This window comes from Streptomyces panacea (genome assembly GCF_040560175.1).
GTDB classification, from domain to species: domain Bacteria; phylum Actinomycetota; class Actinomycetes; order Streptomycetales; family Streptomycetaceae; genus Streptomyces; species Streptomyces panacea.
The window spans coordinates 1-22,516 of sequence record NZ_JARJHW010000024.1; the positions used below are offsets into that span (position 1 = coordinate 1).

A 22,516-nucleotide genomic window follows, 5' to 3' on the forward strand; every position below is an offset into this window, starting at 1 on the left:
GCCGACTCGGTGCGCATCGGTCGTCACGGCGAGTGTGGGCTTCCGCGCCGGCTACGCGGTGGCGTGACCGCCTGATGGCAAGCTGCGCTGGGGGACTATGGCCACCGGGCACGGCGCGTGGTGCGGTACGGCGTGGTTGACGCTGCCGAGTTGCAGGGCCGGTGAGGCGTGGCGGCGGCGGGCGCCGATCACTACGAGGTCGGCGGAGGCCGCCGCTCCCAGCAGGCCCTCGCGGGCCGGACCGTTGAACGCTTCCGAGATCACCTTCACCGATTCGTGTTGGTGGGAGGACTTCTCCAACGCGGCGGTGAGCAGTTCTCGTGCCTGCCGCTCCCGGGTTTCGGTGAGCAGGTCCGGGGGGACCGGGATGTCGGGCAGTGCGTAGGCCGGGGGCCGCCAGGCGTGTACCGCGTGCAGCCGGCTGTCGCGCGCTCGGGCCTCGACGAAGGCGAACTCCGTTGCCGCAGAGCTGCGTTCGCCGTCGCGTATGCCCAGCACCACCCGGTTGAAGCCGTCTTGGCGATTGGCAGGCGCGCCCCGGACAACGATGACCGGACCGGGTGCGCGGGCGGCCAGTTGGAGGCCGACCGACCCGAGGAGCAGACCGGCGAGGGTCCCGTGGCCTCTGCTGCCGACGACGACGGCGTACGCCTCGTCACTCTCGCGCAGCAGCGAGGGCACGGCGGCGTCGGGCAGCACGGTGCCGGAGACCTTCAGTTCCGGCCGGCGCAGCCGGGCCCGCTCGGCGGCGCCGGTGACGACTTCCTCGGCCCAGGTACTGTCCCGCGACTCACCTGCGCCCAGCGGCGATCGGGTGCTCTCGTGCGGCTCCCAGACGCTCGCGTACACCACGCGCAGCCGCAGCGCGTGCCGTATCGCCTCGTCCGCGGCCCAGTCCAGCGCCTGCAGACTCCTTTCGGATCCGTCGACGCCGACCACCAGGGGGAACGCCACCGCTCCCACCACCTTCCCTATCCGCTCACCGTGTTGTCCTGCGCACAGTCGCACCGGCTGTAGCCGCCGAGATAGGGCCTGTTGGGCCCTTGGACAGGTCCGGTCGGCTCCTTGGGCGCGCCACCCGTACGCCCCCAGGGTGGGTGGCGGCGGGGGTCTTACCGGAGGGGCCGTCAGCGGCGGGCGAGGAGAACGCACATGCTCGAACATCATGTGGTCGTGGGTGTCGACGGGTCGGTCGTCTCGACCCGCGCGCTGGACGTGGCTGCCGAGGAGGCGATGCGCCGAGCGGTTCCGTTGGAGATCGTGTACGCCGTGCCCGACCTGGACGCGGCCGGTCCGGTCCTGATCAGCTCAGCCGACCGGGTCGCCGCGCGCCACCCTGAACTGCCGGTCCGTCTCACGGCCGTAGCCGCCGACCCGGCAGCGGGTCTCGTGACTCGCGGCAGAGGCGCGGCGCTCGTGGTCGTCGGCACGCGCGCCCTGGGCGCTCTGGCCTCGCTGGCGTCGCCGTCGGTGACCCAGCGCGTCGCCGAACGGAGTCACCGCCCCCTTCTCGTGGTTGGAACCGGTTGCCCCACGAGCCATGTCGAGGCGGGTGAAGTGCTGTTCGCCGTCGGAAGCGACGCCGACCTCGAAGCCGCCGGCTTCGCCTTCGAGGAAGCCGTACGGCGCGGTGCCCGTCTGCGCTTCGTGCACACCGCGCACTACCGGCCCTCCACGGCCGCCGCGTCGTACTCCACGGCTCCTGCCACCGTGGTGGAACGCCCGGCCGACATGGCGGAGGGCCGCGATCACGACGGGACCACGCCGGTGCCCGACAGTGCGCTCATCACTGCCACGGCCGGCGCCGATGTGCTGGTCATCGCCCGCCGTCAGCACGGCGGTTCGGGTGCGCGGCACCTGCGCACCCTGCACGCGCTGCTGCACTACGCGCACTGCCCGGTCCTGCTGGTTCCCGTCGGACCCGCGGTGAGCCGGTAAGCACCGGCTCACCGTCGCGCGCGGGGCCGCCGCGCAGTGAACGCCCGCGGAGACGGGTCGGCCCGACGCGGCGGGCACCTGGCCGATGGGTCTGTGGCGGCGTCGGCGATGCCGGTGATGCCGGTGATACCGCTCGCCGGTCCGCCGCGTCGCGATCCGGCGGGTTCCTGTCCGGCGCTGTACGTCACCCGTGGGCCGAGACGGGCCGCTAGTCTGTCTTCCGGTCCAGGCGGTGGAGGAGTAGCGGTGGGCGAGCGGGACCCGTTCTCACAGATGCCGAAGATGCGCCTCGATGAGCTCCTGGATGAGCTGCAGGCCCGTATCGATGCCGCTCGCGGGACCAGGGACCGGGTCCACAGTCTGCTGGAGGCGGTCGTCTCGGTGGGACGTGAGCTGGACCTCGCCCAGGTTCTGCGGCGGATTGTCGAGGCTGCCGCGGTCCTGGTCGATGCCCGCTACGCGGCTCTCGGGGTGATCGGGCCGGACGGCCGGAGGCTGTCGCAGTTCCTGACGGTCGGCCTCTCCGAGGAGGCGATCGAGTCGATCGGTCCGCTGCCCGCGGGCCACGGGCTGCTCGGTGAGCTGATCCGCAATCCCGAGCCGCTGCGGCTCACGGACTTGGCCGCGCACCGGGCCTCCTACGGTTCGCCGGCCCATCACCCGCCGATGCGCACCTTCCTCGGAGTGCCGATTCGTGTGCGCGACCAGGTGTTCGGCAATCTGTACCTGACCGACAAGCGGGGCGGGCACGACTTCGACACCGAAGACGAAGGGGTCATCTCCACCCTGTCGGTGGCGGCGGGCGTGGCCATCGACAACGCCCGCCTCTACGAGGGGGTCAGGCGCCGGCAGAGGTGGCAGCGGGCGAACACGGAGATCACCAACAGCCTGTTCTCCGGCAGCCCCCGGACGGAGGTGCTCGGTCTCATCGCCGGCCGGGCCAGAGACCTCACCGGTGCCGAACTCGCCGACATATCCCTTCCCGTACCCGGTACCGACAGCCTCGTCGTGGAACTCGCGACCGGAGGCCGGGAGGAGGAGCGGCGCGGTCACCTCGTCCCGGTCGACGGCACCCTGCCCGGCGCCGCTTACCGCCGAGGTCGCCCTGTCTCGACGGCCTGTCCGGCGGACGACGACCGTTTCACCGGCACAACCGGCGACCCCACCGGGTTGGGGCCCGCCGTCGCCGTCCCCCTGGGCACCGCCGGGCATCGTCTTGGAGTGCTGCTGCTGGTGAGGCCGGCGGGGGAGCCGGTCTTCACGGACAGCGAGATCGATCCGCTGCTCGTCTTCGCCGGACAGGCCGCCGTCGCCCTGGAACTGGCCGAACGGCGCCGCGACACAGAGCAGTTGGCGCTGCTGGAGGACCGCGACCGTATCGCACGCGATCTGCACGATCTGGCAATCCAGCGGCTGTTCGCCACGGGGATGACCTTGCAGAGCGCCGCCCGGCTGGTGGATCACGCCGGGGCCGCCGAGCGGCTGACCCGGGCCGTCGGCGACCTGGACGAGACGATCAAAATCATCCGCAGTACCATCTTCGGCCTGCGCGTCAGAGACGAGGAGACAGGGCGCAGCCTGCGGGCTCGGGCCGCGCGTACGGCCGGTGAAGCGGCATCCGTCCTCGGATACGCGCCCCGTCTGAGCATGGAAGGTCTCCTCGACACCGACGTGCCGCCGCCGGTCGCCGACCACATCCAAGCCGCGCTGGGCGAGCTGTTGAGCAACGCCGCACGCCACGCACACGCCACACGGGTCGAGATCGACCTGCGGGCCACCACCGATGAGGTCGTCCTCACCGTCACCGACAACGGCCGCGGCATCCGGAACGACGGACGCCGCGGCGGTCTGCGGAATCTGTCCGAACGAGCCCTGGGCGCGGGAGGAACCTTCACGGTCGAGACGCCCGCCGCTGGCGGCAGCCGATTCGTCTGGCGCGCCCCCCTGCTCCACCAGGAAGGCGACTGACCACCGGACCGGACGCGGGTTCAACCGGCCGTCGGGGGATCCGCCGCAGGGGTGAGTCTGAACCCGGTGACCAGCTCGGGACGAATACGCAGCACATCGGTCGTCGCCCGGGCCACCCAGGGACGAAGGAGGTCCCGGTACCGGTCGAGGTCAGCGGGATCCTCCACGAGGCGCGCGTATCCCGTGGCGACGACGCTCCAACCCACGTGCAGATCAAGGTCGATGACATCCGCCTCGTACGCCACGACGGCTCCAGGGCCGCCGCGCGGAGCGGTCAGCGACGCGAGCGCGGAACCTTCACCCAGCCGGACGATGATGTCCTCCCCGTCCAGCAGATGGTTGAGCGGACGAATCGCCGGCAGAGCGCGTTGGGTGAACACCAGCCGGCCGAGAGACACCGAGCGCAGCAGATTCAGTGCGTCACCACGGTCCAGCGCCTCCATGAGCCGGGACACCTCCGTGTCCCGGGTGCCCGGCGGTGGCCGCGAGTCCCGCTCGCCCATCATGCACACCCTTTACTCTTGCCTGCCTGGTCACGCGCTCGTTCGTCGGACAATCAGCGTCCCCTCGGCGCCGTGCCGGTGCCAGGGCCGAACGGTCCATCCCGGGCCGCCATTTCGGACCTCCGGCCGTACGGGCGTCAGGTCGGACGCAGAGGTGCGCGCGCGGTCGCGCCGTGGCTTTCGACGACCGCTGCCGGATCTCACCGAGCGCGAGCGGGAAATCCTCGTGCTGGTGGGGGAGGGGCTGACGAACCGTGAGATCGGCAAACGCCTCTACCTGGCGGAGAAGACGGTGAAGAACAACATCTCGCGATTGCTGGCCAAACTGGGCGTCGAACGCCGCGTCCAGGCCGCCGTCCTCGCCACCCGGGCGAACGCCGCGCACCAGCAGCACGGTGCAGCGCACCCACCGCCCTCCCAGGACCGCCCACGACGCCGGGCCGCCGGGGACACATCCGGTTCCTGAGGTCCCAACGGGGGCGCCGAAGAGGGCCGTTCGGCCCTCCGGTGAGGGCCGCTCGCCGCTGTGCGCCGCCTTCGGCCGGCGGGATATTGAGTGTGCAAGCAGCAGGGCGCACCGTATCCACCGTCCCGAAGGGGTCACCACCATGGCAGTTCACGAGGGTTCACACCGGCCTGCGACCTCGCGGCAGGGACAGCGGACCGCGAGCACCGCGGGCGTCACCCGAACCGAGTCGAATGTCTTCCTCGCGAGGACCCTCGCCGTCGTGCGGTTGGTCGTCGGCGGTGTCTTCCTCTGGGCGTTCGGGGACAAGGCGTTCGGCTGGGGGTACGCAACTCCCGGTGGAGCGGCCTGGATCGACGGAGGCTCGCCGACCAAGGGCTTCCTGAGCGGTGTCTCCGCGGGGCCGTTCGAGTCCACCTTCCACTCATGGGCCGGCGAGGGATGGGTGGACTGGCTGTTCATGCTCGGCCTGCTCTCGATCGGCGTGGTCCTGGTCGCGGGTTTCGCACTGCGGTTCGCCGCGGTGGCGGGCACGCTGATGATGGGCCTGATGTGGCTCGCGGAATGGCCGCCCGCCAGACACCTCTCCGACGGTGCGCCCAGCATGTCGAGCAACCCCGTCCTTGACTACCACGTTGTGTACGCCCTGGTCCTGATCGCTCTCGCCGCCGCCTACGCCGGCCGGACCTGGGGACTGAGCGCGCTCTGGGAACGGCTCCCGATCGTCAACCGCAACCGCTGGTTCCACTGATCACCACCGGTCCGGGACAGAGCCACCGTGTCCCGGGCCTTGGTAAGCACAGGGGTGAGGGCTCACGTTGTGAAGCATGGCCCGGTACCGGCAACTGCTGGAAGATCCTTGCGACAGCCGCTTATCGCCCCTGGATGGCGTCGAGCGCCTGGGTGAAGTAGACAGCGAGGGATTGGTCGGCGCCGGCTCGGGACCAGGCTTCGCCCGCGGTGTCCAGACACGTGATCGCGCAAGCCACGATGGCCGCGGCACGCAGATCGGCCGTGTCCTCGGGCCCACCGAGACGCCGACGCACCTCGGGGACGAGATCCGCCTGCCAGCGCAGGTGCTTCTCGATGCTTCGGGCCCGTAGGGACGGGCTGCCGTACATCATCCGCGCGATCGCGAGCGTGCGCTCCTCGTCCGCTTCCTCGTCTCCGACGGCCAGGATCGCGGAGCGCAGCGCTGTCCAGAGATCCTCTTCGTCGGGATGCCTGGCGAGTTCGACGCTCACCCGCGCGCCCTCATCGGCGAGACCACCGAGGACGATGTCCTCTTTCGTTCCGAAGTAGCGGAAGAACGAACGCCGGGATACGCCCGACGCCGCGACGATCTCGTCAATCGTGGTCTGGTCGAACCCCTTGCGGAGGAACAGGTCCATGGCGACCTGGGTGATCTCGGCATAGACCGAACGCCGGGACCGGTCCCACAGCCGCTCCACAGAACCTGCCCTCTCCGTCATGGGGTCAGCATAGTCACGCGTCACCAGTGCCTCAGATGGTCATTGACTCCTTGACATGGCGCGGGTCATCACACGTCCGATGGTTCGTGTCATCCGACGGCGTCCCAGGAGGCGCGAGACGCCGGCCGTGACCCGGTTACCGCCCCCGACGATGACACTCGGCTGCGAACCTCGGCGGTCGAGCGCGGCCAGCGCGGTGCGGACGACCTCCGACGCGGGCATCCGCCGACTGCCGCCGCTCGCGCTCTCACCCGCCACGTCGAAGAACTCCGTCCGCGTAGCCCCTGGCGAGACAGCGAAGACTTTGACCCCTGAACCCAGTTCCTCGTACCAGAGCGCTTCGGTGAAGCTGAGCACGAACGCTTTGGACGCGCCGTAGACAGCCATCGTGGGACTCGCGTTGTAGGCGGCCATGCTCGCGATGTTGATCAGGAACCCCTCTCCCCGCTCACGAAGACGCGGGAGGAAGGCATGACTGATCTCCACGACCCCGATGACATCGAGCGCGATCTCGGCCTTGAGCCGGTCCAGTTGTTCGCTGCGGAAGAGTCCGTGGTTGGCGAAACCCGCGTTGTTCACCACTCCGGCGACATCGACCCCGAGCCGGTCGGTCTCGGCGCGCAGTGCTTGCCCTGCCCCCGGTTCGGTCAGATCCATCGGCAGGGCTACGGCCCGGGTGCCGTGGAGGGCGGACAGCTCCGAAGCGAGCGCCTCAAGACGTTCGGCGCGGCGCGCGACGAGCACGGTGTCATGGCCGCGCCCAGCGAGCTGGCGCGCGAACTCCGCGCCGATGCCGGAACTCGCCCCGGTCACGAGTACCGCGTCAGATGTGTTCATGGTCGTTCCTGCCTTGGGGTTGGTCCGGATGCGTTCCTGACAGGGCGTCAAGTGGCCTTCAGGGCAACATCGTATGCCAGTCTGGCACTTGGTGCCAGGTTGGCATACGATGCGCTCGCGGTCGGAGGGTTACTCCGTCAGCCCCGAGGGAGGAAATGGCAATGAGCAGAGCGACTTCCGCGTCCGGTTCGCCGTGGAGAGGCAGGGGTCGTCAAGTCCTGTTGCCGGTGGTGTCGTTGGCGGTCGTGTGGACTCTGGCGATGTCCACGGTCGCTCCAGCGGCCGGTACCCGGGTGCCCGATGCCGCGCCGACGGGCAAGGTGCCGGTTCGTTCGTGCGAGGGCATGATCGACTTCAGCCTGCCCGGCCGGACGGTCGAATCCGCCACATCGGTCAGCGCGACGGAAAAGCATCCGGCCTACTGCGACGTGCGGCTCACGGTCGCCGACCCTTCATCGGACGAGTCATTCCGGGTCGGGGTGTTCCTTCCGTCGGCGACATGGAACGGGCGGTTCGTCGGCACCGGCGGCGGCGGGTTCGCGGGTGGGGGGCCGGACGAGCCGTGCGGACGGTACGACCCGTGCGCGCTGGCGGCCGGATACGCCACGGCGAACACCGACGCCGGAGTACCGACGACGGGCAACAACGGGGCGTTCGCACTGAAGCCCGACAACACCCTCAACAAGCCCGTGATTGACATCTGGAGCCATCTGTCGATCCATCAGACGGCTGTCAGCGCCAAGAAAGTGATCGCCGCCTACTACGGAAGGGGCCCCATCTACTCCTACTTCCACGGTGGTTCGGCCGGAGGCCGCCAGGCGATGATGGAGGCGCGGCGCTACCCGAACGACTACGACGGTCTCGCGGTGTTCTGGCCGGCGGTGAACTTGCCGCGATTGCTCCCCGCCGTGCTCTGGCCGCAAGTCGTGATGAATGTCGCCGACCACTTCATCCCGCGATCGACCTTCGAGGCCGTGAACGACAGGGTGATCGCCAAATGTGATGGGCTGGATGGCGTCAATGACCACATCGTCTCCGACCTGCGCGCCTGCGACATGGACGCCCGGACCCTGATCGGCGATGTGCTCACCGCGCAAGAAGCCGCGATCATCAACAAGATCTGGAAGGGTCCGCGCGGCACCGACGGCGAGTTCCTTTGGTACGGCCCGCCCCCCGGTACTCCGCTCGATCGAATCGCCGGCACCGTGACCGACGACGACGGGACCACCTCACCGCGGCCGGGCCAAGATGCCTTGACATGGGTCACGCACTGGGTGCTCCAGGATCCAGCCTTCGACTGGCGCACCCTCACCTACGAGCAGTTCACCGACCTCTTCGAACGGTCGGTCCGGAAGTGGGACAGCACTGTGGGCGCCGCGGACCCCGATCTCTCCGCCTTTCGCGCGGCCGGCGGCAAGATGGTCATCACCCACGGCACCTTTGACTCCTCCATCCCTGTGCAGGGGACCATCGATTACTACCGCGAGTTGGCGGAGAAGATGGGCGGTATCCGTGAGGTCGGCGATTTCGCACGTCTCTTCCTGGCTCCCGGCGGCGGACACGAAACTCTCGTACGGTCACACCCTCATCCGGGTCTGATGCCCGCCGGGTACTACGGCGCGCTTCCGAGCCCCGGTAGTGCCCTGGAGGCGGTCGTGAACTGGGTCGAGCACAACCGCAAGCCCACGACACTTCTCGGCGTCGGCGAGGGACAGGACGGAGAGACCGGCGTGACACGGCCGCTGTGCGTGTATCCACTTTCCGCACGGTACAAAGGCCACGGCAACACGGACGACGCCGAGAATTTCATCTGCGCCGAAAGCTGATCCAGAGAAGGAAACGACGGGGACGGGCGCCGGTGACGTGCTGTGACCCGTGAACGTGACGGCCACGCCGGCAACGGCCGCCGACCCGGACCACCAGCCAGTCGTGCGCGTGGCGGGCGCTCCGTCGGACGGCTACCGCCGCGATGCGCCGCGAACACGGCCGGTGCGCGTTTCCCGAGCCCGACGTCGTCCCGGAGGCCGCGCCCACGGGACAGGGACCATCCCCGTACGGGCGGGGAGCGCCGGGGGGCCACAGGGGGCAGGGCCGCGCGTGTCGTCAGTCCGTCAACTGTCGTGCCGCGCCCGGCGACGGCGTACGACGAGGATGGTGCCCGCGCCCGCGACGACCGCTGCGGCGGCCGCGCCCGCGATCGGGAGTGTGTCGGAGGAGCCGGTCGCCGCGAGGTTGCCGCCGGTCGTGGCCGTACCGGCACCGCCCGCCGACGACAACCCGCTCGTCGAGCCGGTCGAGCTGGTGGAACCGCCGGTCGAGCCGCCGGTGGAACCGCCGGTCGAGCCGGAGCCACCGTCCGCGCCGCCGGTTGTACCGCCGGTCGTACCGCCCGTCGCGCCTGGCTCCCCGCCGGTGACCTCCAGCGTGATGGGGGCCGTGTCGTTGGCCTTGTCGGGGTCGAACGGCAGCTTCCTGTTGCTCAACGCCACCGAGCCCTTCGCGCCCGCCACCTCCTTGTCGATCTTCAGTTTGAAGGTGAAGGTCGCCGTCTCGAGGTGTTCCTGCGGGCGGGTCGTGAGGCCGCAGTTGTACCCCTTCCCCTTGGCCTTGCAGTAGAAGTCGGGCTTGACGACCGACGTTCCGGCGGGGAGCGTGACCAGGACGGAAGTCCAGGGAGTCCCCGGCTTCGACCAGACCCAGCCGGGGCCGGTGTTGGTGAAGGTCACCTTCATCGTCACCGTGTCGCCGGGCTTCCCCCGCAACGCCGCGCCCGTCACCTCGTAGTCGGCCGTGTTGACCGACGTGACGGGCACCCTGAACCGGTCCGTGGACCCCGTGCCCCCGGTCGGCGACTCGATCAGTTCGATCTCCGGTGCGGTGCCCGGGAACGGGGTGCTGTTCTCGTCGGGTGGCGGCTCGTAATCCGTGACGGTCACCCACATCTCGTCGTCGAAGGCGTGCTTCTCCGCCTTGACGGCGAACGGCTTCTGGGGTGTGTAGGCGACGCCCGGCTTCACCGCCTGGTCGAACGCGCATACCGCGATCCACCGCTCGGGCATCTCGTCGTACGCACCGACGTACTGCTTCTGGCAGTTGGAGGGAACCTCCGGGAAGGCGAGACCCCGGGTGGCGGTGTACTTGATCCACAGCTTCTCGACGGTCGTGGTGCCGTTGTTCACCACGGTGACCGGCAGATCGACCGGGCTCCCCGGCTTCACTCCGGTGATCGGCTTGATGTCTCCGAGGGCCAGGGAGGGCGGCGCTTCGTCGCCCACGGCGGCGGGAGCGGCGCCCAGCGCGACAAGCCCGGCGGCACCGAGGGTGGCGACGGCGGAAAGGGAGACGCGGCGTCGGTACGGCGGGGTCGGCATTGACGGAATCCTCTGTCGGGACATCGCTGAACGGAAGGTGTCTTTCAGGAGAACGGCCACATGTAATCCCTAGACACATACCGGTCCCGAACGGTTGTACGTGTTGTGCCGGATCCGGACGGCGCGGCCGTCCCGAGTCGTCAGGTCCCCGTCGGTGGTGCGCTCATCGCTGCCGTCAGGAACGTGATCGCCCAGTGCCGGGCCGCCTCGCCCGCTACCGGGGGCAGACAGGCCGGGGAGGGCTGCTGGTAGACCTCGACGCGGTCGACGGCCGTCACGGCGAGGATTCCCCGCATCCGGAACCGCAGTTCCTCCGGGGAAAGGCCGGGCAGTACGCGCGCGAAGGCCGCCAGGTAGCGCTCGCGAACCGTGTCCTCGGCCGGGCCGGTCCAGCTGCGTGCCTCCTCGGCCGGGTCGCTGAGGATCGTCACGATCAGCCGGGACGTCCGGGCGCCGTCGTCGTCGCCGGTCGGCATCTCGTCGAACAGCGGCCCCGCGAATGCCTCCACCAGTTCGCTGACCGGTGGGTCGGGGGTCCGGGCGAGCACTCTGTCGAGCCCGGCGCACTGGGCAGCGTTGATGGGCTCGATCACGCGGCGGGCGACTGCGGCCATCAGCTCCGCCTTCGAGCCGAAGTGGTAGCCGACGGCGGCCAGGTTCGCTCCGGCGAGTGTGGTGATCGCGCGGACCGAGGTGCCGCGGTATCCGTGCTCGGCGAAGAGGTGCTCGGCCGCGTCGAGGATCTGGGTGCGGGTGTCAGGGGTCGCCACAAGCGGGACTCTACATATGTTTGAATGAAACGAACGTATGAGTCAAACGAGTGTATGAGAGAGGGCTGTCATGAAGCTGCTCGTGTATGGCGCAGGGGTTTGCGGCAGCCTGTTCGCCGCCCGCATGCATGAGGCCGGGCACGACGTTGCGCTCCTCGCCCGGGGAAAGCGCCTGACCGCCCTGCGCCGACACGGCGTACAACTCGCCGAGGAAGACGGCCCAGTTGTCAAGCGAGTGCCGGTACCGGTGGTCGAGCACCCGGCTGGCGGGTACGACCTGATCGCCGTCTTGGTCCGCACCCACCAGGTGGATGCGGTGCTGGAATCACTCGCCGGTGTCCAAGGTGACGTGCTGTTCCTGCTCAACTGGGCAGCCGGCCCGGAGACGCTGGGCACGGTGATCGGCCATGAGCGGGTGCTGCTCGGCTTCCCCTCGACTGGCGGCACGATGGACGGCGACGTGGTCCGCTACCGCAAGAGCAATTTCATCACCAGCCGGGTCGCGATGCCGATCGGCGAACCCGACGGCCGGGCCACCCCGCGACTCGAACGGATCGTGCGGACGTTCCGCACCGCCGGGATCAACGCCAAGACCGAGCCGAAGATGGATGTTTGGCTCAAGACGCACGCCGCGTTCGAGGTGCCACTCGGGCAGGCGGTACGCGCGGCGGGCGGCCCGGTAGCGCTGGCCGACGATCCGGACGCGGTCCGCGGCATGCTCCGTCTCATGCGGCAGAACCTGGCCGCCATGCCGACGCCGCCGACCCCTCGCGGGTTCGCCGCGCTGCGGACCCTGCCGGAAGGGCTGCTCGTGGCCACGCTGCGGCGCTTCCTGCGAAGCCCGACGGCTGTACACAGCGGACTCAGCGACGCCTCGCCCGCGACAGCGGCCGAACTCGCGCGGCTGGCCGAACAGATCCGCGCCCATACGAAAGCCCGGCAGGCGACAGGCGGCTGAACCTCCCCGGCCGGATCACACGTGAGTGCTGCTCTGGGCACGCGATGTCGCACTGAGATGCTTGAGTCTCCAGCCGCTTGAGTCTCCAGCCGCTGGAGGGTCCAAGATCTCGCCATGGACGACGAACGCCCCGACGTGCTCACCATTGGCCAACTCGCGCACCGCACCGGGCTTTCGGTGCGTACCCTGCGCTTCTGGTCGGACGAGGGAGCGGTGCCGCCCGTGGCCCGCTCCGCAAGCGGCTACCGGCTGTATGACGCCGAGTCCGTGGCCCGCGTCGAGCTGGTCCGCACCCTCCGGGAGCTGAGTCTCGGGCTCGACGACGTGTGCCGCGTCCTGAGCGGCCGCACCACGGTCGCCGAGGTCGCCGACGCTCACGTGGCAGCGCTCGACGCCCAGATCCGCTCTCTCAAGGTGAGCAGGGCCGTTCTGTCCACCGTATCGAAACGTGGTTCGACCGCTGAGGAGACAGCACTGATGAACCGGTTGGCACGGCTTTCCGCCGCCGAGCGCAAGCAGATCATCGGCGAGTTCAAGGAGGAGGTGTTCGGCGGTCTCGCCGTCGACCCGCACCTGCGTGACCGCCTGCGCAGCTTCAGCATCGAATTGCCCGAGGATCCCACACCCGAGCAGGTCGACGCCTGGATCGAACTGGCCGAGCTGGTGCGGGACCCCGGGTTTCGTGCCCGGTTGCGCACATGGATGGAGCTCAACACGCCCGTACCGGGGCGGGGTCGTCCCCCCGGGGCGTCCATCTGGTGGGCCAGGCAGGTCGTGCAGACTGTCGCGGAGGTCAGAGAACGCGGGGTCGCTCCCGAGAGTCCCGCAGCGGCCGAGGTGCTGTCCGAGCTGTTTGGTGACGCGGATCGGGCCGCCGTGCTGCACAGCCTGGAGGCTGGGATCGAGGCGGGGGCTGAGTGCTACCGCAGGCTCGTCGCCCGTGTGCGCGGGCAGGATTCGTCGCCCGACGCGACCGAGGAGCTGGAGTGGCTGGCGCGAGCCCTGCGCGCCGCGGATCGGGCCTGAGCCGATCTGTCAGGCCGGCGTCCGTCTACCGGGACGTGTTGCCGCGACGGTCGTGGTCGGGGTCGTGGAGAGCGTCTTGCGCCTGCCGTCTCGTATTCCTTGATGAGCTGGGGTCGATGACTGAGCCGGGTCCGAACAGGCTGCCCGGATTCAGCCCCCGTAGCCCTGGGCGGTTCATGGTTTCAGGGTTCGCACCTTGTCCCGGAGCTGCTTGGCATCATCCTCGCGATGCTGCATTTGGTAGAGGTCGGCCGCCTGTTGCCAGATTGCGCGGGCTTGGTCGTGTTGGCCGAGGGCATGGTGGACGTCGCCGATGTGGGCCAGGGTGTTGGCTTCTTCGTAGTTGTTGCCGAGTTTCTGGAACAGTGTGTGGGCTTGGCGGTAGTAGGCGAGTGCCTGGGGATGCCGCCGGGAGGAGTGGGCGATGTAGCCGAGGCTGTCGAGGGTGCATGCTTCGCCGTCGGGGAAGGCGTGGTGACGGTGAAGGGCGAGGGCCTGTTCGCAGTGGGCGAGAGCCTGCTCATAGTTGTCGAGACGGGCCTCGTACCAGCCCACCGCGTTGAGGGCGTTCGCCTCCGCCAGGGGGTCATCGGCCATGCGCTGCAGCCGCAGAGTGTGACGGACGTGCGTCAGGGCCTGCCGGTCGTCACCCTGTTTGGCCCACGCCCAGGCGATGACGTCGTGGACCCGTGCCTGCTCGGCGATGTCACCCGCCTCCTCCGCGAAGGCGAGCGCCAACCGCGTGTGTTCCAGCGCGTCGTCATGGTCGCCGGCTCTGGCGCAGACGTGGCCCAGGCGTCGGTGGGCCCGTGCCCGCATGTTCGCCACGCCGAGTCGTTCGGCAGCGGCTAGTCCTGTCCGCCAAACCGTCACGTGGTCGTGCAGGCGCCCCTGCCGCCAGAGGAAGCCGTCCAGTACCCAGGCCAGCTGCCACACCAGAGCGTCCCATCCTTGCTCGGCGGCAAGACGCTGAGCGGCGAGCAGGCATGCGTGCTCGGTACGGAACCAGGTCAGGACCCCCTCTTGGCCGGACAGTAACTCAACTGTTGAGCCGTCGGACGGGAGGCCGAGTTCCAGCGACTGGTGGTGCAGCGGGCTGAGTATCCGGTCGCCGGCGTAGGAAGTGTGGAGGTAGAAATCCGTCAGCCGCCGCATGGCCTGCTGACGGGATTCCTCCGGCTGGTCGTGGCCCGCGCGCTCGGCGGCATACAGGCGGACCAGATCGTGCAGGCGGTAGCGGCCCGGTACGAATTGCCGGACGAGGTGGGCGTTCTCCAGTTCCCTCAAGGCAGTGTGCACCGCTGTGGCAGGACGGGCGACGAGGCTGCCGACCGCGGCGAGCCCGATCTCCGGCCCCGGGGCCAGTCCCACGAGCCGGAACACCTCCGCGGCCCCGACGGTCAGGGCTCGGTACGACACGGTGAAGGCCGCGCGCACGCTGGAGGTCAGATCACCCGCGTCCAGCGCGTCCAGGCGCGCCGACTCGTTCTGGAGCTCCTCGGCCAGCACGGCGAGCGGGAAGTCCGGGTGGGCCGCCGCGCGGGCTGCCACCACGCTGATCGCCAGCGGTAGCCCCGCGCAGTGCTCCAGCAGGGCGGCGACGGCTTCCGGCTCGGCCGCCGCCCGGTCTTCCCCCAGGTGGCGGTGTATCAGTTCCCGTGCTTCGGTGTCGGTCAGCACGTCGAGCGTCAGCATCCGGGCCCCATGGGCGATCGTCAGCCCGGCCAGCCGCCGGCGGCTGGTGACCAGCACCGTGCAGGTGGTGCTGCCCGGCAGCAGCGCAGCCGCCTGCTCGGCGTCGGCGGCGTTGTCCAGTACGACCAGCATTCGCCTGCCCTCGACCAGACTCCGGTACAGCCCGATCTGAGCCTGCACGTCCACCGGCACGGACCCGGAATCCACTCCCAGCGCGTCGAGGAACCCGCGTACCGCCGCGGCAGGCGCGACGGGCTCACCCGAGGGATCGAAACCGCGCAGATCGACGTAGAGCTGCCCATCCGGGAACTGGTCGATGTTGTGGTGCGCCCAGTGCACGGCCAGCCAGGTCTTTCCGATCCCACCGCTGCCGCCGATCGCGGAGATCACTACTGGCTCACCCGGCTCACCCGCCGAGTCCAACGCCTTCGTGAGCTCCGCGAGCTGGTGCTCCCGGCCGGTGAACCAGCGCGGTCGGCCGGGAAGCTGGCGGGGCACCGGGGCGGGTGCCCCGGTGCGCGGTGCGGGCTCCGGCTTCGGGAGGGTCAGGACCGCGTCGGCGGTGAGAATCTGCTGGTGCAGCTGCCGCAACAGCTGCCCGGGGTCGGTGCCCAGCTCCTCCGCCAACCGCCGCCGCAGGCTCTGGTAGCAGGTTAGGGCGTCGGCGGCCCGTCCGCTGCGGTACAGGGCGAGCATGAACTGACCGGTCAGTCGCTCGTCCAGCGGGTGCTGCCCGATGCGGGTGGTGAGCGCGGGCAGCAACTCGCCGTGCAGCCCGCTCCGCAATCGGATGTCGGCGCTGTCCAGCTCGGCCGACAGCCGTTCCCGCTCCAGGGCGTGGCGCAGATCGCAGAACCACGGGGTGTCCACGGTGGCGAACGGCTCCCCCCGCCACAGCCCCAGCGCCCGTCCCATCAGTGCCTCCGCCTGATCGTCGCCGACCGTCCGGGCCTGCGCGACCAGGTCCCGGAACCGATGGAGGTCCACGGCTGCCGCGTCCACCTCCAGGACATAGCCGCCGGGCTGCCGTGCGATCCGCGCCTGCTTCGCGGCGGCCTCCAGCGTCTGGCGCAGACGGGACAGATAGCCGTACAGCGTTCCCCTGACCCGCTGCGGCGCCCGGCCTGCCCACACCCGGTCTATGAGCTCGTCGACCGATATCACCCGGTTGGCGTCCACGAGCAAGGCGGCCAGCACACACCGCTGCCGAAGGTGCCCCACATCCGCCGCGCGGCCATCGACGCGCACCTCGATCGTGCCGAGTAAGCCGAACTCCACCGCCATCCCGACCACCCCCTCGGCCGGAACCCTAGCCCCGGGACAAAGCCCCCACCAGCCGTTTCAAGGTCCATCCAAGAATCGTCCGATACCCGTCGAACACAGTGATGTCAGTTCCAACGGTCTCCAACAAATAGGGAGAGAACGATGCGACTGCGTCACGCACTTGCAAGTGCAGGGCTCGGAACGGCCGTGGCCATCGGCACGATGGTCGTGCCCGCACAGGCCGCCTCAACGACAACCGCGGCGGTTCAGTCCCCCGCGGCAGCGTGCACGGAGTGGTTCGACAGTGCCGGCAGCGGCGGCGCTGAGCGCTACCACGTGCAGTGCCCCGGGTACTACGTGACGGTCTCGGTCACCTGCAGCTCCGGCTCGCCCATCAACGGACCGAAGCGGTGGGAGTACCAGAAGGCGGAATGCCGCAACGGTGCGTACATCACCGGCGGTGCCTACAGGGCGACTCGGACCTGAAGCGAAAACGCGCTCAGTAAGAACCGGGTCATTCTCGGACCGCGACAGGCCGACCGGGGGGAGAACCCCCCCGGTCGGCCTGTTCTACCCGATCCCTTCCCGGGGCTTCGAGCCGAGGCCACGGGTCCGATGACCGCCGGAGCTGCGCGAGCGCGGCATCGGCCCGCACGTCGTCGAGCAGGGCAACGACACCTCCACCATGGAGGGCCGCGCCATGCCCGGCATGCCCGGCATGCTCAGTGGGTGATGGCCAAGCTTCAGCGAGAGCTCATGTGGCCAATACGAATGACGGGCTCGCCTCCGCGCGGGCCTGAGGCCACGTCGGTGGGCGCGCCTGGGTCCTGTCCGAACAGACCGTCAACACCTCCGACCAATCGGCCGTCCGGGCCTACGGCACGTTTCGTGCGCAGTCCGGCTGACCTCCACGTAGGGGGTCGTCGTCTTGTCGAAGCCCCCACGCCGGCGGAAGTGGTGCAGTTCGTTGGTGAAGAGGGTGAACAGTACTTCGTCGCGGGGCCCGGCAAGGCGCTGTCGGACGGGGGAGAACGGCGCGCTCTTCAGGTCGAACGGGTCGAACGGGTCGATCAGTCACAGCACGGGTGTGTCCGCGCGGCCGCGATGGGCGGGGGAGGCCGTCGGGGCGGCCCGGCTGGTCACCGTTCGGCGTGATTCGTCTCTCTGTCCTTGAGGACGGCGGCGATCCGCAGGCACCAGTCGCGGTGTTCTCGTTCAAACGCGAGTCCGCGCAGGCAGGTCAGATACGGTCCGATCCGGTCGCCCCGGCGCAGGAAGTCGTCCTCGTCCATACCACCGCGCAGTTGGCGCAGCAGATTGCCGAGAAGGTCGATCTTGGCCTCGGCGGCGTGTGCTCGATCTTCGAGCTGTTCGATCACCGATGCCGTGCCGATACGGTCGGCGACCTGGACCTTGACAAGCAGGTCGTCTCGGATGAACGAGGGCCTCGCGACGGCCGCCGCGAATGCTTCCAGTTCGGCTCGACCGGCGTCGGTGACCTTGAACAGACGCTTGTTGGGCCGGGTCTCCTGGACCACCTCGCGGCCCGCGACCAGCCCTTCCTTCTCCAGCTTGGCCAACTCGGCGTACAGCTGCTGCGGCAGGGCGTGCCAGAAGTTCGCGACACCGATGTCGAACGCCTTGGCCAACTGGTAACCGCTGTACTCGCCGTCCAGCAGTGCCGCCAGCACCGCGTGCCGCAAGGCCATCGGAGCGGCCCCTTTCCATTTCTTGTCCGTCCCTGCATCATACTCAAGGAAGTGACTAGTCAGATTTTTGAGTACTGGGGAGGGTCATGGAAGTCATGGAGACGGCTGAACGCTTTCGCGCCGCCGTGGAGAAGGGTGAAGTCGCCCTGCTGGACGACCTGTTCACCGACGACATCCGCCTCTACAGTCCGGTGAAGTTCACTCCCTTCGAAGGCAAGCCCATGGTGCTGGGGCTCTTCGGCGTTCTGCTGCGTACGTTCGAAGACTTCCGCTACATCGGGCACTTCGACGGCACGGCCGAGACCAGCGCCGACGGCGAAGAGGCCCCGTCGGCAGTCCTGTTGTTCCGGGCCACGGTGAACGGCAAGCAGATCCACGGCATCGACATGCTCCAGTTCGACGACTCCGGCCGGGTCAAGGAGTTCACGGTGATGGTCCGCCCGCAGTCCGCGGTACACGCCCTCGGGGAGGCGGTTCTCGCGGGCCTGGTCGCCGACGGCCTTGCTCCCGGGCCCACCAAGCCGTAGCGGCGGCTCCCGACCCGCCCTCGATGCCCGGCCGGCTGCGTACTCCGGTACGGAGGTGTCCGAGGTTCGCGTCGAGTCCGGCACGGTCGAACGGCCCGGCACGTGTCCTGCAGTCCGGGTGACGCGTCGGCCACAGGTTCCACGGCGCCTACTCCTGGCGCGCCTTCTCCCACCTCGAACCCGTCCTGCGCGAGCCCCTCGCCCTGAACACGCTGCGCCTGGCGCAGCCGCCGTTCACCGAGCTCGGACTGCGCCTCGTGAAGCGCCTGATGCGCCACGGCTAGGCCGGTTCGTTTGGATCACTTCCGCTGGTCGAGGTTGTCGTTGATGATGTCCGTGTGACTCACCGCGTCAGCGCTCTGATCTCGGCCTTCGGTGTCCTTGTCGGCATGATGCTGCTCGTTCTTGCCGTTCGTGAGTACCGCTCCGGGGCGTCGGCCCTCTGGGTCGGAGCTGGAGCCGTGATCTTCCTCAGCGCTTTGTGCACGCTCGTGCGGGACGTACGGCGGCTCCGCGCCTGGCGGACCGTCTGAGAAGCAGCACCGTTTCAACGGGTCCTGCCGGTCGTTGTTCGTGTGCCGTCGACTGACGCGCAGTGGGCGCGAATCGATCTGTTACTGCCGCTACTGCCACTCCACCCCAAGTGGGTTGCGTGTGCCCCGATATCCCGCGCGTCGATCCATCCCAATCGGCCGGCACCGGCGGTGGTGCGGATCTCGCCGGGCCGGGCCCGCACCTGCGCGGCCGGCTCCAGCGCGTCAGGAGCAGGAGTCGACCCCCGGCCGAACGCACCGCCCGCTGATCGCAATGACCCGCCGACCCGCCGACCCGTTCCGGCGCGCGCACATATCGCGAGCCTTGGGGGTGTGCGGGCTGTCACCCTCTCGGGTCATCACAGAAAGACATCCATCGTCACTTAAGGTGATCATGGGGTGATGAACCCGTGTCTCCCTCCGGAGCGCGGTCTGCTGCCCCGGTCACTCGTGTGACGGTGATGCCGTCCGGGTGGGGGCGTCCGAAGGGATCTTCCACGAATGAGCGCGATATCACGAAGGCGTCGCCTGGCCCGTCTCGCCGCATGTGTGTCCGGCCTCAGCCTGGCCGCGGCCGGCACCGTCGGTCTCGCCGTCGCCGAGGGGGCGAGCGACGCCGCGGACGCCGAGGGCTTCGGCCCCTCGCCCACGGGCAAGCACACCGTGCAGCCGCTGAAGAACGAGTGCACCACCGGTGAGCCGCAGGATCTGTGCCGCAACATCGGAGTCACCGACGGCTGGTACGAGGGTGACACCATCAAGTTCCTCTACACCCAGAACTTCTTCTGCGACCCGTCGGTCAGCTCCGGGGCGCCGAGCAAGTGCGAGGCCGGCGCGACGTACAACAACGTGCCGCCCGGGACCACGTCGGACAAGTTCACCGACCCGCTCTACATCCCGGTCCCGTTGTTCAAGCCCGCACCCAAGACGCTCCAGTGCCCCGCGAATGTGCCGTGTGTGGACCACCCCACCAGCATCGACCTCTCGCGTCTCGCGTCGGCGCTGAAGATGCCGGCCTCCGCGCTGAAGAACACCGAACTGCCGGGCCACGACCACATCATCACCGACCGGAACAACGACCGGCCCGAGTGGTGGCCCGTCTTCGTCGTCGGCGTGACCGACCCCGGCTCGTTCGCCAAGATCCAGGCCGGCAAGAGCTTCGACACCATCACGAAGCTCGCGGCCGACCCCAAGTCCGGCGTCACCAAGCCGATCCCCACCAACACCTTCCTCTTCTTCCAGACCCTCCCCGGAACCAACTCCGGCATGCCCTCGGGCGGTGTCGACGCCGGCAACGGCGGCACCCAGGACATGCGCGACACCGCGCTGCTGGGAGCCGGTGCCGCACTCGCGCTGAGCAGCGTGGGCGCACTGGTCATCAGCCGCCGCCGCGCACCCTCCTCCCGCCAGATCTGACCGGCGGAGCGACAAGCCGATGAAGGGAACGGGCCGCCGTGGCGCATGGACCGCGGCGGCCTGCGTGTGCGCGCTCGCGAGCGCCCTGACCCTCGGTACCGCCGTCGACGACCGGCAGACTCCGCCACCACGCGTCACCTCGGCCGGCACCGTCCCGGCCGACTCATCGCCTGATCGCTCACACGCGGCCGGCGAGGCGGGAATGGCCCGGTCCGTACCGCTCACGGTCACCGTCCCCGGCGTCGGCCTCTCGGCAAAGCTGCGACCGGTCCGTCTCACCGACCGCGGCGAGATGCCGATCCCCGCCGACCCCGCGGCGGCGGGCTGGCTCGAATCCTCGGCGGCGCCCGGAGAGAACGGGACGGCAGTCCTGGCCGGACACGTCGACACACCAACAGGCCCCGCCGCCTTCTACGAACTGAGCGGCGCCGAACCCGGGATGCGCATCGAGATCCGCCGTACCGACGGCACCACAGCCCACTTCACCGTCGACGCCGTCGCCGTCCACCCCAAGGACCGCTTCCCCGAACGCGTCTACACACCCACCGCCGGACCCAGCCTGCGCTTGATCACGTGCACCGGCTGGGACAACAAGACGCGGACCTACCGCGACAACGTAGTCGTCTACGCCACCCCTCGCGCGACACCGAGAGCCCACTGAGAACAGCCCGCCGCGCCTCCAACGAGCACACATCCCGGCCCGGAAATGCCCCGCAACTGCTGGTCAGAGCCGGGATACCAGCGGGAGACAGTGGGAGAAGCCTCGCGTCCACGCCGGGGCTCCGGCCGGCGCCGGCTGCGAGCCGTCGACCGTGACGAGGCCGTGCCCCTCGCGGCGGCCGACGAGGCCGGCCGGCTCGTGGACTTCTTGGCGCCCGGCTCCACCTGGCTGCCCGCCCCGGCGCACGCCCTGCCGACGCTGCCGGGCAGGCCGCCGATGGTCGGCTACCTCGTCCTCGTACCGGCCGACTTCGAAGTAGCCAGACGTCCTGGCGACAAGAGCACCCAGGCCAGGTGGAAGATCCACCTCGTCGAAGAAGGCATGCGTCGTCCCCCGCGGTCACAGCCGGCACCTCGGCAGCGAGGCGTCGTAGGAGATGTTTCACGCCCTCCGCGTTGATCACGCAGGCCGCCGTCAGTGTCGAGGCCCGGCTTGTCCGACGGTCACACCTGTTCCTTCGTCATGGCGGCCAGATTGCCCGCCCGTATCGGATACCGGTGGACATGTTGGCCCGTATGTATCAGCCGCGCACCGGAGATCTCCGCTTGGGCGCGGGCCTACGGCTGTACGGGGTCGAGCCGGTAGCCGTGCCCGCGCAGGGTGGTGATCGTCGGCAGGTGCGAGGAGTCTGGTGCGTCGGCCGCCGCTTGGTGCAGGCGGCGGCGCAGGGAGGCCAGGGTGACGTCGAGCGTCTTCGTCGGGCCGAACCAGTTCTCGTCCCAGACCTGGGCCATGAGGGCTTCGCGGGACACGGCGGCGCCCGCGTGCCGGGTGAGCACGGCGAGGAGTTCGAACTCCTTGGGGCGCAGCGCGACTTCCCGCCCGGCAATCAGACAGCGCCGGGCGGTGGTGTCCACGGTCAGGTCGCCGAGCCGGACCGGTCCCTCCTCCCGGCCGGCCGACGGCGGTCTGCGGCGCAGATGCGCACGCAGCCGTGCCAGCAGGACGCTGAGTGTGAAGGGTTTGACGAGGTAGTCGTCGGCCCCGGCGTCGAGGCCGGCGATCACGTCGATCTCGTCGCTGCGGGCGGTGAGGATGACGATCAGTACATCGGGGAAGTCCGCCCGCAGGGCGCGGGCGACGTCGACGCCGTCGGTGTCGGGGAGCCCCAGGTCCAGCAGCACGATGGAGTAGGCGTGCGTCCGGACCTCGGCGAGCGCGCCCAGTCCGGTCCGGCACCAGGTGGTGCCGTAACCGTGACTGCGCAGTCCGGCGTCCAGATGGCGCCCGATCGTGTCGTCGTCCTCGACGACCAGGACCCGGGGCCCCTCCTGGAGTGCGGGCGGGCTCATACCCCGAAGCATAGGCGCGGCCCGCCCGCGTGGACCCGGCACCGGTGCCGG

20 protein-coding genes and 1 pseudogene are annotated in these 22,516 nt (G+C 69.5%); 12 read left to right on the forward strand and 9 right to left on the reverse strand.

The annotated features are described in order from the left end of the window. Positions 1-51 precede the first annotated feature (51 nt). Positions 52-954, reverse strand: coding sequence for a universal stress protein (locus P3L51_RS08805; RefSeq protein ID WP_354604536.1), 903 nt, complete (start codon positions 952-954; stop codon positions 52-54). A 198-nt stretch (positions 955-1,152) separates the two neighbouring features. Between P3L51_RS08805 and P3L51_RS08810 the strand changes: the two genes are divergently transcribed. Next, a complete protein-coding gene (locus P3L51_RS08810) occupies positions 1,153-1,938 on the forward strand; it encodes a universal stress protein (protein ID WP_354604537.1) in 786 nt (261 codons plus the stop codon). Between the two features lie 246 nt (positions 1,939-2,184). Further along, entirely contained in the window at positions 2,185-3,906 is a 1,722-nt protein-coding gene (locus P3L51_RS08815) for a sensor histidine kinase (RefSeq protein WP_435594409.1), read from the forward strand. A gap of 20 nt (positions 3,907-3,926) precedes the next feature. Here the strand turns inward: P3L51_RS08815 and P3L51_RS08820 are convergent, their stop codons facing one another. Continuing rightward, positions 3,927-4,409, reverse strand: coding sequence for a pyridoxamine 5'-phosphate oxidase family protein (locus P3L51_RS08820; RefSeq protein ID WP_435594411.1), 483 nt, complete (start codon positions 4,407-4,409; stop codon positions 3,927-3,929). Positions 4,410-4,557: 148 nt separating this feature from the next. Here P3L51_RS08820 and P3L51_RS08825 point away from each other — a divergent pair. Both P3L51_RS08825 and P3L51_RS08830 read left to right on the forward strand, forming a co-directional pair. Continuing rightward, a pseudogene (locus tag P3L51_RS08825) lies at positions 4,558-4,875 on the forward strand (response regulator transcription factor); the annotation flags it as partial. Between the two features lie 142 nt (positions 4,876-5,017). Next, on the forward strand, positions 5,018-5,626 hold the full coding sequence (locus P3L51_RS08830) for a hypothetical protein (protein WP_354604538.1): 609 nt from the start codon (positions 5,018-5,020) through the stop codon (positions 5,624-5,626). 121 nt (positions 5,627-5,747) lie between these two features. Here P3L51_RS08830 and P3L51_RS08835 read toward each other — a convergent pair whose 3' ends face one another. Next, positions 5,748-6,347 carry a TetR family transcriptional regulator gene (locus tag P3L51_RS08835; RefSeq protein ID WP_354604539.1) on the reverse strand — a complete coding sequence of 200 codons (600 nt, stop codon included), beginning with the start codon at positions 6,345-6,347 and terminating at the stop codon, positions 5,748-5,750. 39 nt (positions 6,348-6,386) lie between these two features. Continuing rightward, a complete protein-coding gene (locus tag P3L51_RS08840) occupies positions 6,387-7,184 on the reverse strand; it encodes an SDR family NAD(P)-dependent oxidoreductase (RefSeq protein ID WP_354604540.1) in 798 nt (265 codons plus the stop codon). Positions 7,185-7,444: 260 nt separating this feature from the next. Here P3L51_RS08840 and P3L51_RS08845 point away from each other — a divergent pair, with 260 nt between their 5' ends. Further along, positions 7,445-9,010, forward strand: a complete 1,566-nt coding sequence (locus P3L51_RS08845) for a tannase/feruloyl esterase family alpha/beta hydrolase (RefSeq protein ID WP_354604541.1) — start codon at positions 7,445-7,447, stop codon at positions 9,008-9,010. Between the two features lie 285 nt (positions 9,011-9,295). Here the strand turns inward: P3L51_RS08845 and P3L51_RS08850 are convergent, their stop codons facing one another. Next, positions 9,296-10,555 (reverse strand): LAETG motif-containing sortase-dependent surface protein, encoded by a 1,260-nt coding sequence (locus P3L51_RS08850; protein WP_354604542.1) that lies wholly within the window; start codon positions 10,553-10,555, stop codon positions 9,296-9,298. Positions 10,556-10,695: 140 nt separating this feature from the next. After that, positions 10,696-11,325 carry a TetR/AcrR family transcriptional regulator gene (locus P3L51_RS08855; RefSeq protein ID WP_354604543.1) on the reverse strand — a complete coding sequence of 210 codons (630 nt, stop codon included), beginning with the start codon at positions 11,323-11,325 and terminating at the stop codon, positions 10,696-10,698. A 70-nt stretch (positions 11,326-11,395) separates the two neighbouring features. On the opposite strand from P3L51_RS08855, the gene P3L51_RS08860 reads away from it, so the two are divergent. Both P3L51_RS08860 and P3L51_RS08865 read left to right on the forward strand, forming a co-directional pair. Then, positions 11,396-12,283 (forward strand): ketopantoate reductase family protein, encoded by an 888-nt coding sequence (locus P3L51_RS08860; protein WP_354604544.1) that lies wholly within the window; start codon positions 11,396-11,398, stop codon positions 12,281-12,283. 114 nt (positions 12,284-12,397) lie between these two features. Continuing rightward, the gene (locus P3L51_RS08865; protein ID WP_354604545.1) at positions 12,398-13,309 is read left to right on the forward strand and encodes a helix-turn-helix domain-containing protein; all 912 of its coding nucleotides are present in this window, start codon (positions 12,398-12,400) and stop codon (positions 13,307-13,309) included. A 174-nt stretch (positions 13,310-13,483) separates the two neighbouring features. Here the strand turns inward: P3L51_RS08865 and P3L51_RS08870 are convergent, their stop codons facing one another. Both P3L51_RS08870 and P3L51_RS08875 read right to left on the reverse strand, forming a co-directional pair. Then, complete coding sequence (locus tag P3L51_RS08870) at positions 13,484-16,288, reverse strand: AfsR/SARP family transcriptional regulator (RefSeq protein WP_354604546.1); 2,805 nt, start codon at positions 16,286-16,288, stop codon at positions 13,484-13,486. Positions 16,289-17,406: 1,118 nt separating this feature from the next. Beyond that, positions 17,407-17,976 (reverse strand): PadR family transcriptional regulator, encoded by a 570-nt coding sequence (locus P3L51_RS08875; RefSeq protein ID WP_354604547.1) that lies wholly within the window; start codon positions 17,974-17,976, stop codon positions 17,407-17,409. 95 nt (positions 17,977-18,071) lie between these two features. Between P3L51_RS08875 and P3L51_RS08880 the strand changes: the two genes are divergently transcribed. The 5 genes from P3L51_RS08880 to P3L51_RS35965 all read left to right on the forward strand — a co-directional run bounded on the left by P3L51_RS08880 (position 18,072) and on the right by P3L51_RS35965 (position 21,572). After that, entirely contained in the window at positions 18,072-18,503 is a 432-nt protein-coding gene (locus tag P3L51_RS08880) for a nuclear transport factor 2 family protein (RefSeq protein ID WP_354604548.1), read from the forward strand. Between the two features lie 338 nt (positions 18,504-18,841). Further along, a complete protein-coding gene (locus P3L51_RS08885; protein WP_354604549.1) occupies positions 18,842-19,036 on the forward strand; it encodes a hypothetical protein in 195 nt (64 codons plus the stop codon). Between the two features lie 501 nt (positions 19,037-19,537). Beyond that, positions 19,538-20,452, forward strand: coding sequence for a GVDTG sorting domain-containing protein (locus tag P3L51_RS08890; RefSeq protein ID WP_354604550.1), 915 nt, complete (start codon positions 19,538-19,540; stop codon positions 20,450-20,452). 19 nt (positions 20,453-20,471) lie between these two features. Next, a complete protein-coding gene (locus P3L51_RS08895; RefSeq protein ID WP_354604551.1) occupies positions 20,472-21,113 on the forward strand; it encodes a class F sortase in 642 nt (213 codons plus the stop codon). 90 nt (positions 21,114-21,203) lie between these two features. Further along, positions 21,204-21,572, forward strand: coding sequence for a hypothetical protein (locus tag P3L51_RS35965; protein WP_435594410.1), 369 nt, complete (start codon positions 21,204-21,206; stop codon positions 21,570-21,572). Between the two features lie 158 nt (positions 21,573-21,730). Here P3L51_RS35965 and P3L51_RS08905 read toward each other — a convergent pair whose 3' ends face one another. Next, complete coding sequence (locus tag P3L51_RS08905) at positions 21,731-22,465, reverse strand: response regulator transcription factor (RefSeq protein WP_354604552.1); 735 nt, start codon at positions 22,463-22,465, stop codon at positions 21,731-21,733. Positions 22,466-22,516 lie beyond the last annotated feature (51 nt).

Excerpts from the sequence above, each read along its gene's own strand:
- P3L51_RS08810 (WP_354604537.1), top strand. The coding sequence starts at position 1,153 with ATGCTCGAACATCATGTGGTCGTGGGTGTCGACGGGTCGGTCGTCTCG.
- P3L51_RS08820 (WP_435594411.1), bottom strand. The coding sequence starts at position 4,409 with ATGGGCGAGCGGGACTCGCGGCCACCGCCGGGCACCCGGGACACGGAG.
- P3L51_RS08830 (WP_354604538.1), top strand. The coding sequence starts at position 5,018 with ATGGCAGTTCACGAGGGTTCACACCGGCCTGCGACCTCGCGGCAGGGA.
- P3L51_RS08835 (WP_354604539.1), bottom strand. The coding sequence starts at position 6,347 with ATGACGGAGAGGGCAGGTTCTGTGGAGCGGCTGTGGGACCGGTCCCGG.
- P3L51_RS08840 (WP_354604540.1), bottom strand. The coding sequence starts at position 7,184 with ATGAACACATCTGACGCGGTACTCGTGACCGGGGCGAGTTCCGGCATC.
- P3L51_RS08845 (WP_354604541.1), top strand. The coding sequence starts at position 7,445 with ATGTCCACGGTCGCTCCAGCGGCCGGTACCCGGGTGCCCGATGCCGCG.
- P3L51_RS08850 (WP_354604542.1), bottom strand. The coding sequence starts at position 10,555 with ATGCCGACCCCGCCGTACCGACGCCGCGTCTCCCTTTCCGCCGTCGCC.
- P3L51_RS08860 (WP_354604544.1), top strand. The coding sequence starts at position 11,396 with ATGAAGCTGCTCGTGTATGGCGCAGGGGTTTGCGGCAGCCTGTTCGCC.
- P3L51_RS08865 (WP_354604545.1), top strand. The coding sequence starts at position 12,398 with ATGGACGACGAACGCCCCGACGTGCTCACCATTGGCCAACTCGCGCAC.
- P3L51_RS08870 (WP_354604546.1), bottom strand. The coding sequence starts at position 16,288 with ATGGCGGTGGAGTTCGGCTTACTCGGCACGATCGAGGTGCGCGTCGAT.
- P3L51_RS08875 (WP_354604547.1), bottom strand. The coding sequence starts at position 17,976 with ATGGCCTTGCGGCACGCGGTGCTGGCGGCACTGCTGGACGGCGAGTAC.
- P3L51_RS08880 (WP_354604548.1), top strand. The coding sequence starts at position 18,072 with ATGGAGACGGCTGAACGCTTTCGCGCCGCCGTGGAGAAGGGTGAAGTC.
- P3L51_RS08890 (WP_354604550.1), top strand. The coding sequence starts at position 19,538 with ATGAGCGCGATATCACGAAGGCGTCGCCTGGCCCGTCTCGCCGCATGT.
- P3L51_RS08895 (WP_354604551.1), top strand. The coding sequence starts at position 20,472 with ATGAAGGGAACGGGCCGCCGTGGCGCATGGACCGCGGCGGCCTGCGTG.
- P3L51_RS08905 (WP_354604552.1), bottom strand. The coding sequence starts at position 22,465 with ATGAGCCCGCCCGCACTCCAGGAGGGGCCCCGGGTCCTGGTCGTCGAG.